Genomic DNA, 15,492 nt, shown 5'->3' with positions numbered 1-15,492 from the left:
GGGAAGTAGTCATAGAACAATTAAAGTTGAATAACAAGATTACAATGAATCAAGGAGATCGATTCGATGACACAAGAACGGTTAAGTTATGCCTATGGAACGAGCAGTCAGCCCCTATTAGGCATGACGATTGGTGAGAAATTTGATCAGGCTTGTCAGCAGTATGCGGAACAAGATGCTGTTGTCAGCCTGCATCAAAATGTCAGACTCACGTATAAGGAATTGCAAACTCAGGTCAATGCGTTTGCCTGTAGTTTACTAAAACTGGGCTTGAAAAAAGGCGATCGACTTGCGATTTGGTCACCGAACTGTGTGGAATGGACGATTACCCAGTTTGCTGCGTTTAAAGCGGGCATCATTTTAGTCAACTTGAATCCTGCTTATAAAAGTAATGAGCTCGAATATGTGTTAAATAAAGTTTCTTGTAAGGGCTTGGTCATTGCATCACAATTTAAAAGCACGAATTATCAAGATATTTTAATGAAAATTGCACCTGAAATTAAAGGTGCTGAAAATAAAGTGTTAAAGGCAGAACGACTGCCACATTTGAAATATATTATTAAAATTGATGAAGAAGAACATACGGGTTTACATCGTTTTAGTGATTTGCTTACTCCCCCCAGCAAGAGACAGCTCAATCAATTAGAGCTTGTTGCAAGCGAATCGCAGTTTGATGAAACCATCAATATCCAGTTTACTTCGGGCACCACAGGTAACCCGAAAGGCACAATGCTGACACATAATAATATTCTAAATAATGGTTATTTTGTTGGTGAAGCCATTCATTTAAGTCCTGCCGATCGAGTCTGTATTTCTGTACCGCTCTTTCACTGTTTCGGTATGGTGATGGGTAATTTGGCCTGTATTACGCATGGTTCAACCATGGTCTATCCATCGGCGGTGTTCAATCCTTTAGAAACGTTAAAAGCCATTCAGCAGGAAAAATGTACGGCTGCATACGGTGTACCGACCATGTTCATTGCTATTTTAGAGCATGAACAGTTCGATGATTTTGATCTTTCCAGTTTACGTACAGGCATTATGGCGGGCAGTCCTTGTCCACGTGAAATTATGCAACGTGTTATTGATCGGATGCATATGTCCGAAATTACCATTTGCTATGGTATGACTGAAACGGCACCTGTCAGTGCACAAAGTTCAACCTCGGATTCAGTTGAACAAAGGGTCGGAACCGTGGGGCGCGTCCATCCACATCTTGAAATTAAAATTGTAGATGAACAAGGCAAAGTCGTACCACGTGGTCAGTTGGGTGAACTGTGTGTTCGCGGCTATTCGGTGATGTTGGGGTATTGGGAAGACCATGAAAAATCACAAGAAGTGATTGATTCGGCACGCTGGATGCATACAGGTGACATCGCAGAAATGGATGAAGCTGGTTTTGTGAAAATTAAAGGCCGGATTAAGGATGTCGTCATTCGTGGCGGGGAAAACTTATTCCCGAAAGAAATCGAAGACTTTTTATATACCCATCCTGATGTCAGCGATGTCCAAGTCATTGGTCTGCCAGATGCACGTTATGGTGAAGAGTTGTGCGCATGTATTATTTTACATGAGCATCATGAAATTACTGAAGAGTCGATCCGTCAGTACTGTGCGGAACACATTTCACACAATAAAGTTCCGCGTTATGTACGGTTTTTTAATGAGTTCCCAATGACGGCTTCGGGCAAAGCGCAGAAGTTTAAATTGCAGGAATTTATGCGTAATGAACTGGATTTGAAAGAAATCGCATAAGGTTGAAGACGGACTTTCTTTTGCTGGGTTGAAGCCAAAGGAAAGTCCGAAGTGAAAAGCAAAAGGAATAGCATATGCACCTGAGAAATGATTGGACTCGCGCTGAAATACAAGCACTCTACCAACAGCCTTTTTTAGATTTGGTCTTTCAAGCACAGAAAATTCATCGTCAGTACTTTGAAGCGAATGCGATTCAAGTCAGTACTTTACTATCGATCAAAACAGGCAAATGCCCTGAAGACTGCAAATACTGTTCACAGTCTGCGCGTTATGACTCAAAGCTCGAAGCTGAAAAAAGAATTGCGGTTGAAAAGGTCATTAGTGAAGCACAGCAGGCGAAGGCCTCTGGTTCTACACGGTTTTGTATGGGCGCGGCATGGCGAAATCCACATGAGCGCGATATGCCTTATGTCTTGGATATGGTACGTGAAGTGAAAGCACTGGGTTTAGAAACTTGTATGACTTTAGGCATGTTGAATGCTTCACAAGCCGAACGTTTAAAAGGTGCAGGACTCGATTATTACAACCATAACTTAGACACGTCGCGTGAGTACTATCCTAATGTGATTAGTACCCGTAGTTTTGATGACCGTCTAGATACCTTAAGTCATGTCCGAGAGGCAGGCTTAAAAGTGTGTAGTGGCGGGATTGTTGGCCTAGGTGAAGAGACCAAAGATAGAATTGGCTTATTGTTTGAATTGGCGACTTTACCGATACATCCCGAATCTGTGCCGATCAACATGCTGGTTCCAATGCAAGGTACGCCTTTGGCAGAAGTTGACAAGTTAGATGTGACTGAGTGGATTCGCACTATTGCGGTAGCGCGCATCATTATGCCGAAAAGCTATATTCGTCTGTCCGCGGGACGTGAATCGTTGTCCGATGCCGATCAAGCTTTGGCTTTTATGGCCGGTGCAAATTCATTGTTTTCTGGTGAAAAATTGCTGACTACGCCAAATACGGCACAAGGCAAGGATCAACAACTCTTTCAAAAACTGGGTCTACATGCAGAAAAAGCCAAATCGCAACTTGCTGAGTTAACAGTCGATGCTATGGCTGTGGCTTAAGTGCTAGAACATGCGGTCATGAATGTGTAGATTTAGGGCGATGAATAAAAGCAGATGAGTGAACAATAAAATGGCGAAAGACTTTCAGAGTCAAACTGTAGTGGATGGTTATGATCAACATATTCGTAAGCTCATTCCAGGTTATGAGTTGGTTCATCTGCAAATTCAAGCCATTTTAAAAACACATCTACCAGAACATGCGCATGTATTGATTGTGGGGTGTGGTACAGGTTATGAGCTTTCATATTTGTTGGCGCAGCATCTAACGTGGAGTTTTACCGCGGTTGACCCATCTTTGACCATGATTGAAAAAGCGCAGCAGTTATTGAACACGACCCATGGTGATTTAACACGGGTTCGCTTTGTGCATGGCGATACGACGGCATTACAGGAAAGTGTACAGTTTGATGCCGCTTTAGCCATATTGGTGGCGCATTTTATACCACTTGAAGCAAAGTCATTCTTCTTTGCCGACATTTTACGCTGTCTTAAAACGCAAGCCATTTTGCTCAGCTATGACCTGATGCGTTCTAGTGATGACACTGAACTCAAGGTTTTACAAACCTTATGTCAGAGCAATGGTTTGACGGTGGGACAGAGTGAAAAAATGATTGAGCGCCTGCAACAAGACTTTTATTTAGTCTCGGCCAGCCAGATGCAAGAGCTTCTGACTAAAGTTGGATTTCATGAAGTACGAACTTATAGTCAACTGTTGAATTATTATGGTTTTTTTGCACAAAAATAAAAACCAATGGCAGTGAAAAGATACATTTTAAAGATAAAAATGAAGGAATACACATGGCAGCCTATTATCAACTTTTAAGTCGTGAACAGCACAGTGATGGGAGCTGTACGGCGTCTTATCTTTCCAATATTCATGCACAAGGCGCATGGAATCCGCATGAACAGCACATGGCATCTGCAACAGGGGTTTTGTGTGCGGAGTTAGAGCAGTTTCAACCACGTGATGAGATGCGCATTGGACGCGTGAGTTTAGATATTTTTGGACTGATCGCTTTTGGTGAGTTTACGGTGCATACCCGTGTCATTCGTGCTGGAAAAACCATTGAACTGATCGAGGCGGAAATGCAGGCAAACGGGAAGACTTGTATTGTGGCCCGTGCTTGGAAAATGATGAAACAAGATACCAGTGCAATTGCAGGGCTAGAAGATCAATCAATTATACATCCTGAAACTTTGCCAGTATGGGATGGGATGAAATGTTGGCCGGGTGGTTATATCCAGAGTATTGAGACACGTGCGGCAGAAGGGCACCGTGCTGGTAAAGGCATTGTCTGGTTACATAATGATTTGGACATGGTGGAAGCTCAGAAAACATCAAGTTTTGTGCGCTTATTGGGTATGGTGGATACAGCCAACGGTATTGTACCACGTCAAAATCCAGCATCTGGATGGGGCTTTCCCAATTTAGATCTACAACTGCATTTATACCGTTTACCCCAAGGGAAATGGTTAGGTTTGGAAGCGACGCAGCAATATGGTGATGATGGTATCGGTTTAACCAGTGCAGTTTTGCACGATGAGCAAGGGCCATTTGGTCGTAGTGAACAGATTTTGACTCTTCGTAAGTTTTAGTGGGCCAGGGCTTTGTTGCACAAAGATTTCATAACTATATGATTTTAAAAGTTTTGATTATTTTTTGATCCAAAATTAAATTTATTTAAATCAGATGCTTACATATTTATGCAACAAAGCCGTGGGCCAGTGTCAATTTAATAAAAAAGGATGAATTGCTTCATCCTTTTTTTATTGGCATGCTGTAGGCACTTTAAAATAGTGAAATGAAGATGCGGATCAGTTTAATTGGAGCGGGGCGGGTGGCTCATCATTTGGCTAAAGCCCTGATGTCTCAGCATGAAATCGTCAATATTCATAACCGAAGCTTCGACAAAGCTGCGGATTTAGCGCAAGTCGTACATGCAAAGGCGGTCAGTCATTTTAAGCAGTTAAATACTGATGTGGATTTGGTGATGATTGCAGTAAGTGATCAGTCTATTCCGAGTGTGATTTCGGCATTGACTGAATATCTGCCGAATGTGTTGATTGTACATACTTCGGGGAGTACAGCGCTTTCAGTTTTGGCGACGAAACATGCACGTGCAGGGGTTTTTTATCCCTTACAGACCTTTAGCTTAGAACGTGAAATTGATTGGTCAAATACACTGCTGTTTGTAGAAGCCACCGAAAATACGGATCTTCAAAGACTACATACACTGGCAGAAAGCCTGAGCCAACGCGTGTATAGCTACAGCTCTGCGCAGCGTCTAAGTTTGCATTTAGCGGCTGTCTTTGCTTGTAATTTTAGTAATTATTGTTATGACATGGCGAAACAAGTGGTGGATGCAGAGCAGGTCGATTTTAGTCTGTTATACCCCTTGATTTTAGAAACCGCGCAGAAAGCCACACAGAATGACCCGAAGCAGATGCAAACTGGCCCTGCGATGCGTCAGGATCAGAATATTCTACAAATGCATCAACAGATGCTTGCGCAAGCTCAACGAGCGGATCTTGCTGAAGTGTATGCCTTAATGAGTCAGCAAATCAGTCAACGTCACAGTTAACATTTAAAATAAGAAACGATGATGCAAGCCACAAAGAACAAGCAAAGCCACTGAAAACGTGGCTTTTTTTATGTCCTAAGATTCGGTACAGTATTGCTTAAAATAAATACAAACAAATAGAGGGCGTATGCGTTCACATTCATTATTAGAACAAGTGCAGTGGAAAGATCTCGTTCAGTTAGGCCGTAGCGATGTGATCAGTGAATTATTTATTTCTTTACCGTGGTTGATTGTCTCTTTCATTTTTGCAAGTTTACAGTGGTATGTCTTGGCGCTGTTTTGCTCGTTTATGTTTTTCTTAACTGGGCTTAGACAAGTGCATAACGCTTTTCATTTTGCCTTAGGTATTAGCCGCCCTGCGACTCATTGGGTCATGTTTGTTTTGAGCATCGTCATGCTCGGTTCGATGCATGCTGTACAAATTAATCACCTGCGTCACCATCAGCATTGTATGCAGGAGGAAGATATTGAAGCGAAAAGTGCAAGCATGAGGTGGTGGCAAGCTTTGCTTTTTGGCCCCGTTTTTCCATGGATCTTGCATAAAAAAGCCTTTGAGGTTGGGACTAAAACCCAGAAAAAATGGATGTCTGCTGAACTGGTTGCCAACGTCATTGTATTGTTTTTGGTTTTTGTGGTCTTGGATATCAGTATTTTAAAATACCATGTCAGTGCTATGTTGATTGGGCAATGTATGACGGCTTTTTTTGCGGTATGGACGGTGCATCATGATACGGAAGATCATGTGTATCTGGCGCGTACTGTGCGTAATGAGTTTAAACGGATCGTGACCTACAACATGTTTTATCATGTGGAGCATCATTTGTTTCCCGCAGTGCCGACACGACGTTTACATATTTTGGCAAAACGTTTGGATGAACATGATCCAACGGTTGAAATTCGGCATGTGTTTTAAAACATCGGACATAAAAATAGGGCTCTAGGCCCTATTTTTATGAGATCTAAAATTTATTTAATTTTCTTAAATAAGAAGTCGTTGATCTTATGACCTTCTTCGAGTCCACGACGTTCAAATTTAGTTTGTGGACGCCAGTCTGGACGTGGGTAGCTGTTGCCTTTGCCTGCCATATTTTCAAGATTTGGACGGTTATCGAGTACATCAATCATCCACTCTGCATACGGCTCCCAGTCAGTTGCTGCGTGGAATGTGCCACCCATTTCCAACTTTTGCTCAACCAGTGGCATACGGTCATGTGACACGAAACGACGTTTGAAGTGGCGTTTTTTCTGCCATGGGTCTGGGAAGTACAGTTGCACAGCGTTGATGCTGTTATCTGGCATTTCACGTAATACTTGAATGGCATCTGCATCTAAAAGACGAAGATTGGTTAAACCTGCAATTCCAGCTTCATACACACATTGCGCAATCCCCGGAACATGCACTTCAATCCCGACATAGTTACGTTCAGGGTTGGCCTGCGCCATCAAGACCAATGAACGTCCCATACCAAAGCCGATTTCAACCGTGAGCGGACGCTCTGGATGTTCAAACTGCTGACGTAGGTCACCTACAGGATATTCCAAAATCATGTGACCATATTGTTCAAGCGCAGTGCGTTGCGAGGTGTTCAGCGGAGATGAACGACGCATAAATGTCACAATTTCGCGGTGTTCATTTAAGTTGTCTAGCTCGACGACTTGCTGGTCTAATTGATCATTCGTCATAATTTTGGCAGATGTAGAAATTCGAAAGCGGTATTGTAAGTCCTGAGCAGGACAAGTCAAATTTTTTACTCAGAATTTATTAAATTCAGCACCACCATGTTTGCGCAGCCTAGAAATTGTCATCATTTATTAATCATGATGTAACGAATAAAAATTAACCTGCCATCTGATTTAACCAATTGATAAAAAATGATGAAAAATTTTAAGCCACAGATATTAAGCCTGAGCCTGATTTTGGCGGGTTGTTCCTTTCCTGCGTATGCACAGCTATTGTTTAGTCAGTATGTAGATGGAAGCAAAAATAAGAAAGGATTGGAAATTTATAATCCAGATCCGACGACAGTCAACTTGGCAGAATATCAGATCAAGCAATACGCAAATGGCGAGACCAGTGCAAATTTGACAGTGAGTTTGACAGGTCAATTGGCGGCAAAGGGGCATTATTTGGTCGGGCATTCTGCTTTAAAAGAAGCTCTAGGCGATGCGGTGCAACAGCAGGCGAACTTAGCTTTCAATGGTGATGATGCTTTGGTGCTTTATCATAATGGTATTGCGATTGACCGCTTTGGTACAGTGGGCGAAAGACCAAGCACTGGATGGGGTAGTGTTGCAACAGCGAATAGTTTTAAACGCATACTATTAAGTAATAATGTTTCTAGTACGGGGATAGACGTTACCGCGCCGTTTGATTTGGCATCGGCATGGGAAAAATGGTCAGATCGAGATGCTTTTTCCAGTTATCTTGCTGGAAATACAGTGGTACCACCATTGACCACCGTGAGCTGTAGTACGACAGCTACCCCAATTGCAGCATTGCAAAGTGCCGCGCAAGATGTGGAGTATGTGGTGAAAGGCGTAATCACGGCTGATTATCGTTATAACAATGGTTTTTCAGGTTTCTTTGTCCAAACTCCAGATGCTCAGGCTACTGCAAATACCAGTAATGCGGTGTTTGTCTATGTTCCCTCTTCAAGTCGCGTGACCGGTGGGCAAGTCGGGCAGGAAGTCATTTTCAAAGGCAAACTGAAAACCTATCAAAACCAATTACAGCTTCAAGATTTAAGCAGCGATATAAACGTATGTAATCCTTCGGCAAGTGATTGGGTTAAGCCAATGGCGATCAATTTGCCCTTTGATAATTTGACTGAAATGTCAGGCCATGCACCAAAACGCTATCAAGGCATGTTGGTCAATATTCCTCAAACCTTAACGGTCAGTGAAAACTATGACTATGGGCGTTATGGTCAGTTGGCTTTAAGCCCCGCGCGTTTATATATCCCAACCAATCTATATCCTGCTCATTCAACCGAAGCCAAAGCACTGGCACAGCAAAATTTACGGTCTAAACTCATTTTGGATGATGGTTATAATAATCAGAACAGAACGCCGTGGTTGCCAACGACCTTTAGTGCTAAAAACACCCTACGTACAGGTGCACAACTGCAAAATGTACAAGGCATTTTAGAATACCGCTATAACCAATGGCGAATTCAACCTGTGCTTGGGGCAACAGCGCCACAAGTCTTAGACGCGACAAACCCACGTGCAAGCGTTCCCGCAAAGGCTACACAGCAAGTCCGTGTTGCAGCATTTAACGTACTGAATTATGACAATGGTTTGGTACAAGGTTTTCCGACGGAACGTGGTGCAAGTTCTGAGGCTGAGTTTAAAAAACAACATCAGAAAATTGTTAGTGCATTAAAAGCGATTGATGCAGATGTTTATGGTCTGATGGAAATTGCCAACAATGGTTATGGCGAGCGTAGCGCAGTTGCATATTTAGCTCAAGCGCTAGGGAGCGATTGGAAATATGTAACGCCTCCGAATGCTGACAAACTTGGAACCGATGCGATTGCTGTTGCCATTATTTATAATGCTAAGCGGGTCAAACCAATCAATGAAGCAGCGGTCTTTGATGACCAGAGTCAGAAAAACCGAGTCACGATGGCGCAGACCTTTCAAGCCTTATCGGGCGGGAAGACTTTTACAGTTATTCCCAACCATTTGAAGTCTAAAGGTAGCTGTCCAGATGATAAAACCTCGATAGAGGCAGATCAGGGCGACGGTCAAGGTTGCTGGAATCCAACCCGCGTTAAAGCGGTACAAGCGTTAATGCAATGGGTCGCGAAAAATCCAACACAGGTAAGTAAACCGAATGTCTTACTGTTGGGGGATATGAACAGTTATGCCAAAGAAGATCCAATTTTGGCGCTTGAACAAGCCAACTATAAAGTACTGTTGAATGATGAAAAAATTGGTCAGGGGAAAGCAGCTTATAGCTATGTTTTCGGCGTAGCCAGTAATACCCAAGGTTATGGTGGTGCAGGCAATTTAGACCATGCGATTGCTGATGCAGCACTTTATCCTTTGGTGAAAAAAGCATTTGCTTGGCATATCAATGCAGATGAACCGACGGCACTAGACTATAACGAAGAATATAAAACGGAGGAGCAAATTGCTGCATTCTATGCGGACGATGCTTACCGCTCTTCTGACCATGACCCTGTGATTGTGGATTTAGACTTAAACGATGCAGTGGTTAATGATGAGGATAAAACCAGTGCGGGAAGTACAGGGTTGTGGTCTGCATTAGGATTAATTGGTTTGGCCTTGTATGGCAGTCTAAGACGCCGTAAGCATCAGTCTTAATCCGCTTTATTGACAATAAAAGGGCGTCATCGCCCTTTTATTTTGTTTATGATTTGAAACCTTTTATGAGCTGATACGGTCAATGAGGGTGCTGCTGGCTTCATTTAAGCCTAACACCTCGACCACTACACCGTGGGCTTCAAACTTTTCAACTACCGCATTTAACATTTGGACTGAAGTCATATCCCAAATATGAGCATGGCTGAGTTCAATTTCAACCTTCTGAATGTGTTCGTTAAAGTCAAAAAACTGAAAGAATTTCTCTGAGCTGCTAAAGAAAATTTGACCACTCACCACATAGCGACGAGTATGGTTATGCAGTTCAGACTGAACATGAACCGTACTTTCTAGTTTGTTGATGAAAAATAATGCGGACAGTAAAACTCCGACAAAGACACCCAAAGCAAGATTATGTGTGGCTAAGACAATGATCACCACACTCAACATCACTACATTACTTTGTAGCGGGTGTTTAGCGATGTTTTTAACCGAGTCCCATTGAAAGGTTGTAAATGCCACCATGATCATAATGGCAACCAAAGCTGCCATTGGAATATAAGACAGCCAGTCTTTAAAAAACACCACCAAACACAGTAAAAACACACCAGCCACTAAGGTTGAAAGCCGAGTACGTGCCCCAGAGCTGACATTAATTACAGACTGTCCAATCATGGCACAACCTGCCATACCGCCCATAAAACCGCTCACAATATTGGCCATACCTTGTCCGCGACATTCTTGATGACGGTCACCTTCAGTACCTGTGACTTCATTCACTACTGTGGTGGTCATCATGCTTTCAAGCAAACCGACGGTCGCTAATGTGATGGCGTAAGGGAAGACAATTTGCAGCGTTTCAAAGTTCAGTGGAATATCAGGCAGTAGAAAAATAGGTAAAGTATCGGGGAAATGACCTAAATCACTGACCATACGCATATCTGTGCCTAAAAACAGCGCCAAAGCGGTCAGGACGAGAATACAAATAAGCGGTGAGGGAATGCTTTTCCCCACTTTAGGCAGATAAGGAAACAGATAAATTACAGCGAGGCCAAGTGCGACAAATACATAGCCCCTGTAATTCATTTGGCTGAGTTCTGGAAGTTGCGCCACGAAGATTAAAATCGCCAGTGCATTTAAAAAGCCATATACCACCGACTGCGACACAAAACGCATCAGTTTAGCGACTTTAAAATAACCTGCAATGATTTGAATGACGCCAGTGAGAATGGTTGCCGCCAGTAAATACTGTAGGCCATGCTCTTTGACTAGCGTGATCATGAGTAGTGCCATCGCGCCTGTTGCTGCTGAAATCATGGCTGGACGGCCGCCAAAAAAAGCAATGCTCACTGCGATACAAAAGGAGGCATACAGTCCAACTTGAGGGTCGACACCTGCAATTGCTGAAAAAGCAATAGATTCGGGAATTAGAGCAAGTCCTACCACTAAACCAGCAAGAACATCGGTACGAATGTTAGAAAACCATTCATCTTTTTTAAGGCTAATCACAGATCAAATTCATTTTTAGGGACAAGGGCGCTATGTTAAAACAACTCTGTTGCAAATTGCAGTGTTGTTGTACTTGAAAAAAAATGTGAATTAGACAATATTCAATAGGCGAACGAATGATTTTTCGTTTACGCTTTTTTGCAATTTACAGGTTTTGATCACTTGAAAGTTTGTTAGAAGCCATTTAAAACAGAGAATAGAGTTATAACAAGGATCAGATATGAAGCTTTATTATGCACCGGGTGCGTGCTCACTTGCGGCGCACATTATCCTCAATGAAATTAATGTTGACTTTGATTTAGTCCGAGTAGATTTAAAAACACATAAAACAGAAAAAGGTGCTGATTATTACGAAATTAATCCAAAAGGATATGTACCCGCTTTAGAGATTAATCCAGGTTTGATTCTGACTGAAAATGTAGCCATTTTGCCATTTTTAGCACAACATGATCCAAAACAAGATCTTATTCCGCCATCGGGTTTGGGGCGTGCCAAAGTTTTAGAATGGTTAGGTTATTTAAATTCTGAATTGCACGATGCTTATGCTGTTTTCTTCGGTGCGCCATTAGATGCAGCTGCCAAAGAAAAAGCCTATGCAGAGATTGATCGTTTACTCAGCTATATGGATAAACAAATTGGTGAGTCGGATCATGACTATTTGGTCGATGATAATTTTGGCCCCGCAGATGCGTATTTATTCGTCCTCACCAATTGGTCAAATGGCATCGAACATGATTTATCACCGTATAAAAATATTATCTTTATCCGTAATAAAGTGGCTGAACGTCAGTCAGTACAAATTGCAATGCGAGATGAAGGTCTAATTCCTTAATTTTGATGCTTTGAAGAAGCGCCGAAAGGCGCTTTTTTTATACTTTAAAGTTTATTATTGATATTTAGTCAACAATATTTTGCAGATTCACTACTTTTTAGCGCAGAACAGAGTCTTTATAGTGCCTGCATAGATTTTGGTTTTTAGGCTCTTCCCATGAAAAATATTTTATTAATTAACGGCGCAAAAACTTTTGCACATTCGAATGGTCAGTTAAACGATACCCTAACTGAACTTGCGCAAGAGGTCTTGTCAGGCCTAGGGCATCAGGTTCAAGTGACACGCGCCGACAGCGAATATGATGCAAAAGTTGAAGTGGAGAAATTTCTGTGGGCAGACACCGTGATTTACCAAATGCCGGGTTGGTGGATGGGTGCACCATGGACTGTGAAAAAGTATATCGATGATGTCTTTACCGAAGGGCACGGTAGTCTGTATGCCAATGATGGTCGCTCACGTGCAGATGCTTCAAAAAAATATGGTTCAGGTGGTCTGATTCACGATAAAAACTATATGCTGTCATTGACATGGAATGCACCGATGGATGCATTTAATGATGCTGAACAATTTTTCCATGGGGTTGGGGTCGACGGGGTTTATTTACCTTTTCACAAAGCCAATCAATTTTTAGGGATGCAAACCTTACCGACGTTTATTGTCAATGATGTGATTAAAGCACCTGACGTTGAAGCCTATATGGCACAGTACCGTGACCATTTGACGCAAGTTTTTGCTTAATCGGGAGAAGTGACCATGTTAACTGTCATTGCTGAAATTATTTGTCATTCAGAGCAAGATTTTACAACGGTTCTTGATTCATTCAACAACATCCGTGAGCAAGTATTACAAGAGCCCGGTTGCCATCTCTATGATGTGCATATCGACCATCCTGCTGTTGAGAGTCCATTACAAACCAAAGTACCGTTTTCAATCATGATGTATGAAAAATGGGAAAGCATGCAGCATTTAGAAACCCATATGCACAGTGTCAATATGCAGCAACATGCTCAAGCAACCGAAGGTGCAGTTGCTCATGTGCAAATTCGTATTTTAGAAGCGCAATAAGTGATGCATATGAGTTTGACAGCGCTTTTCTTTGCTCTGTTTATTTAAACTCCAGTAGCTCATTGAACTGAACCTGTTCGAGTTTCAATGCGTAGCGCTGTTTGAGTGTTGTCCATTGAACTTTGACAGGTTGTGTTGTTTCAGCAAACTCATTTTCACCTGTCGTATTTTTTACTTTACCTGTCATAAAGTTGATACTTCGCGCCGTGATGTCGCCTGATGCACGGTGGAAATCGTTGACATCATAACCAATCAGTTTAAATGTGCGGTCTTGGTATCGAAAGGTATACGTGTGATTGGTCACATACCACGAACCACAGCTTAACCAGTAGTGCAGATGAACCTTGAGCACACCTTTTTGAATGCTTAACGCTTCAGTCTCACCGAGTGGATCAGCGAGGCAAGGGGACTCTATGTCACCTTCTGTCGGCAAAGTAGTATTAGTCGCCGCAAGTTGATAACCATGTGTTTGCTTCAATAAAACCAAAAGCTTTCGTTCATTGATATTGAGGACATCACTCCCTAAGCGATCATTTTTAACGAAATGTTCAGGATTGGTGTCTTCAATAATCAGGGCAATATCCGCTTGACCATCTTGGTTTAAATCGCCTTGGACTTTTTCTAAAACCTTCCAGTTTGTTGCCACAAAAGATTGGTAGCTCGTTTTGAGAGTCGGTTTTGCCTCTGCTTTGGCCCAAGCATTGCTTGTGAGTGTTATGAAAAATAGGGTGTTGAGTATGAGTGTTGGTCTGATCCATTTTTGCATGGGCATCGTTTCCTCTCATTTTTATATGGTTATCGATGTTAATAAATAAAGATGGTTGAGTGTATCAAAGCGTGTGGCGAAATGTCCCTACAACCTAGGTCATCATAAAGTGTTGTCCTAGTGTTGAAATAAATAAAAAAGGACTCCGAAGAATCCTTTTTATCGCTTAAAACAGATTAAGAGATTATTTAAAGAAATAACCTGTTTCTGGTGAGCTTGCGTTGGCCATACGTTTGCGAGGCATACGGCCTGCGAGAAATGCTTCTCGACCCGCTTCAACTGCTTTTTTCATAGCAGAAGCCATTAAAATTGGCTGCTGAGCGGCAGCAATCGCGGTATTCATCAACACGCCATCACAGCCGAGTTCCATGGCAATGGCTGCATCGCTTGCCGTTCCCACACCAGCATCCACCAATACTGGCACTTTGGCATTTTCTTTAATAATAGAAATCGTGTGTGGATTCAAAATTCCTAGACCAGAACCAATCAAACTGCCTAAAGGCATGATGGCAACGCAGCCCATGCTTTCAAGTTCTTGCGCCACAATTGGGTCATCCGAGGTATAGACCATGATTTCAAAACCATCGTCAATCAAGGTACGTGCCGCTTTCAATGTTTCGGTAATGTTTGGATATAGCGTTTTTTCATCGCCCAATACTTCAAGCTTCACCAAGTTATGACCGTCTAATAATTCACGCGCCAACATACAGGTACGCACGGCACTATTGGCATCAAAGCAGCCTGCTGTATTCGGGAGAATGGTGTATTTTTCAGGTGGGACCACGGACAATAAGTTTGGTTGGCCGGGGTGTTGACCAATATTGACGCGACGAATCGCAACCGTCACGATTTCTGCGCCACTGGCTTGAATGGCCAAATCGGTTTCTTGCAGGTCTTTATATTTACCTGTGCCCACCAGTAGACGAGATTGAAATGATCTAGAACCAATGATGAGAGGGCTGTCTTGCATGTGAACTCCGTATTAACCGCCACCGACGGCATGAATAATTTCAATTCGATCCATTGCACAAATTGGAGTGTGTTCCAATTTACTTTTACTAATAATGTTTTCGTTTTGCTCAACAGCAAAACGTTTGCCTTCAAGTGCAAAGGTTTGCACCAGTTCAAGCAGGTTTTTACATTCGGTGTGCTGTAGTTCGCCGTTTAAATAAATTTGCATGGTGCTCATCTCTAGTTGTTTACTTGGCATATTTCATGGCATTCCATGCCAGAACCAACCAACCTGCAATCATCAATGCCCCACCAATCGGGGTAATCGCACCTAGGCCACGCGGTAAGCCCAATGCCATGACATAGAGGGAACCACAGAAAAAGAAGATGCCGACTTGAATCAGTATAAAGCTGATTTTGATGGGAAGCTTGGGAAGGACTTTGGCCAAAATGCCGAGCGCCAATAAACCAAGCGCATGGTAAAAAAAGTAATCAGTTGCAGTTTGCCACCAAGCCAATTGGGCTTCAGTAGCACGTGCTTTGAGACCATGTGCGCCAAAGGCACCTAATATAACGGCAAACGCTAAATTCAGCGCTGAAATCGCAATCCACATATGCAATGCTTTACTTATATCA

General features: G+C 42.5%; 16 protein-coding genes. 10 read left to right on the top strand and 6 right to left on the bottom strand.

Annotated features, from left to right (window positions below; translation table 11 throughout):
* Positions 1 to 66: 66 nt before the first annotated feature.
* The 6 genes from MF4642_RS10870 to MF4642_RS10845 all read left to right on the top strand — a co-directional run bounded on the left by MF4642_RS10870 (position 67) and on the right by MF4642_RS10845 (position 6,317).
* On the top strand, positions 67 to 1,755 hold the full coding sequence (locus tag MF4642_RS10870) for an AMP-binding protein (protein ID WP_078426220.1): 1,689 nt from the start codon (positions 67 to 69) through the stop codon (positions 1,753 to 1,755).
* A 74-nt stretch (positions 1,756 to 1,829) separates the two neighbouring features.
* Positions 1,830 to 2,822, top strand: a complete 993-nt coding sequence (bioB, locus tag MF4642_RS10865) for a biotin synthase BioB (protein WP_078426219.1) — start codon at positions 1,830 to 1,832, stop codon at positions 2,820 to 2,822.
* Positions 2,823 to 2,892: 70 nt separating this feature from the next.
* Positions 2,893 to 3,567: a class I SAM-dependent methyltransferase gene (locus tag MF4642_RS10860; protein WP_078426218.1), complete on the top strand. Its 675-nt coding sequence runs from the start codon at positions 2,893 to 2,895 to the stop codon at positions 3,565 to 3,567.
* A 53-nt stretch (positions 3,568 to 3,620) separates the two neighbouring features.
* Positions 3,621 to 4,418: a thioesterase family protein gene (locus MF4642_RS10855; RefSeq protein WP_078426217.1), complete on the top strand. Its 798-nt coding sequence runs from the start codon at positions 3,621 to 3,623 to the stop codon at positions 4,416 to 4,418.
* Between the two features lie 212 nt (positions 4,419 to 4,630).
* Positions 4,631 to 5,404: a Rossmann-like and DUF2520 domain-containing protein gene (locus MF4642_RS10850; protein ID WP_078426216.1), complete on the top strand. Its 774-nt coding sequence runs from the start codon at positions 4,631 to 4,633 to the stop codon at positions 5,402 to 5,404.
* 127 nt (positions 5,405 to 5,531) lie between these two features.
* On the top strand, positions 5,532 to 6,317 hold the full coding sequence (locus tag MF4642_RS10845) for a fatty acid desaturase (RefSeq protein ID WP_078426215.1): 786 nt from the start codon (positions 5,532 to 5,534) through the stop codon (positions 6,315 to 6,317).
* Between the two features lie 53 nt (positions 6,318 to 6,370).
* On the opposite strand, the gene trmB is transcribed toward MF4642_RS10845, so the two are convergent.
* Entirely contained in the window at positions 6,371 to 7,087 is a 717-nt protein-coding gene (gene trmB, locus MF4642_RS10840; protein WP_005400603.1) for a tRNA (guanosine(46)-N7)-methyltransferase TrmB, read from the bottom strand.
* A 192-nt stretch (positions 7,088 to 7,279) separates the two neighbouring features.
* Between trmB and MF4642_RS10835 the strand changes: the two genes are divergently transcribed.
* Complete coding sequence (locus MF4642_RS10835; protein ID WP_162841314.1) at positions 7,280 to 9,736, top strand: ExeM/NucH family extracellular endonuclease; 2,457 nt, start codon at positions 7,280 to 7,282, stop codon at positions 9,734 to 9,736.
* A 63-nt stretch (positions 9,737 to 9,799) separates the two neighbouring features.
* Here MF4642_RS10835 and MF4642_RS10830 read toward each other — a convergent pair whose 3' ends face one another.
* Positions 9,800 to 11,242, bottom strand: a complete 1,443-nt coding sequence (locus MF4642_RS10830; protein WP_078426213.1) for a SulP family inorganic anion transporter — start codon at positions 11,240 to 11,242, stop codon at positions 9,800 to 9,802.
* 220 nt (positions 11,243 to 11,462) lie between these two features.
* Here MF4642_RS10830 and MF4642_RS10825 point away from each other — a divergent pair, with 220 nt between their 5' ends.
* The 3 genes from MF4642_RS10825 (at position 11,463) to MF4642_RS10815 (ending at position 13,139) form a co-directional block, all read left to right on the top strand.
* The gene (locus MF4642_RS10825; protein WP_004696236.1) at positions 11,463 to 12,074 is read left to right on the top strand and encodes a glutathione binding-like protein; all 612 of its coding nucleotides are present in this window, start codon (positions 11,463 to 11,465) and stop codon (positions 12,072 to 12,074) included.
* A gap of 156 nt (positions 12,075 to 12,230) precedes the next feature.
* Positions 12,231 to 12,812 (top strand): NAD(P)H-dependent oxidoreductase, encoded by a 582-nt coding sequence (locus tag MF4642_RS10820; RefSeq protein WP_078426212.1) that lies wholly within the window; start codon positions 12,231 to 12,233, stop codon positions 12,810 to 12,812.
* Positions 12,813 to 12,827: 15 nt separating this feature from the next.
* Positions 12,828 to 13,139: a putative quinol monooxygenase gene (locus MF4642_RS10815; protein ID WP_078426211.1), complete on the top strand. Its 312-nt coding sequence runs from the start codon at positions 12,828 to 12,830 to the stop codon at positions 13,137 to 13,139.
* A gap of 40 nt (positions 13,140 to 13,179) precedes the next feature.
* Here MF4642_RS10815 and MF4642_RS10810 read toward each other — a convergent pair whose 3' ends face one another.
* The 4 genes from MF4642_RS10810 to MF4642_RS10795 form a co-directional block, all read right to left on the bottom strand.
* Positions 13,180 to 13,905, bottom strand: coding sequence for a hypothetical protein (locus tag MF4642_RS10810; protein ID WP_078426240.1), 726 nt, complete (start codon positions 13,903 to 13,905; stop codon positions 13,180 to 13,182).
* 184 nt (positions 13,906 to 14,089) lie between these two features.
* The gene (locus MF4642_RS10805) at positions 14,090 to 14,875 is read right to left on the bottom strand and encodes a thiazole synthase (protein WP_078426210.1); all 786 of its coding nucleotides are present in this window, start codon (positions 14,873 to 14,875) and stop codon (positions 14,090 to 14,092) included.
* 12 nt (positions 14,876 to 14,887) lie between these two features.
* Positions 14,888 to 15,085, bottom strand: a complete 198-nt coding sequence (gene thiS, locus MF4642_RS10800) for a sulfur carrier protein ThiS (RefSeq protein ID WP_004696245.1) — start codon at positions 15,083 to 15,085, stop codon at positions 14,888 to 14,890.
* Positions 15,086 to 15,104: 19 nt separating this feature from the next.
* The gene (locus MF4642_RS10795) at positions 15,105 to 15,470 is read right to left on the bottom strand and encodes a DUF423 domain-containing protein (RefSeq protein WP_078426209.1); all 366 of its coding nucleotides are present in this window, start codon (positions 15,468 to 15,470) and stop codon (positions 15,105 to 15,107) included.
* Positions 15,471 to 15,492: the final 22 nt, after the last annotated feature.

The sequence above is a fragment of the Acinetobacter sp. MF4642 genome (genome assembly GCF_002018925.1).
Classification (GTDB): domain Bacteria; phylum Pseudomonadota; class Gammaproteobacteria; order Pseudomonadales; family Moraxellaceae; genus Acinetobacter; species Acinetobacter johnsonii.
The sequence above is the reverse complement of the archived record's forward strand: the minus strand, read 5'-3'. Positions and strand labels throughout refer to the sequence as shown.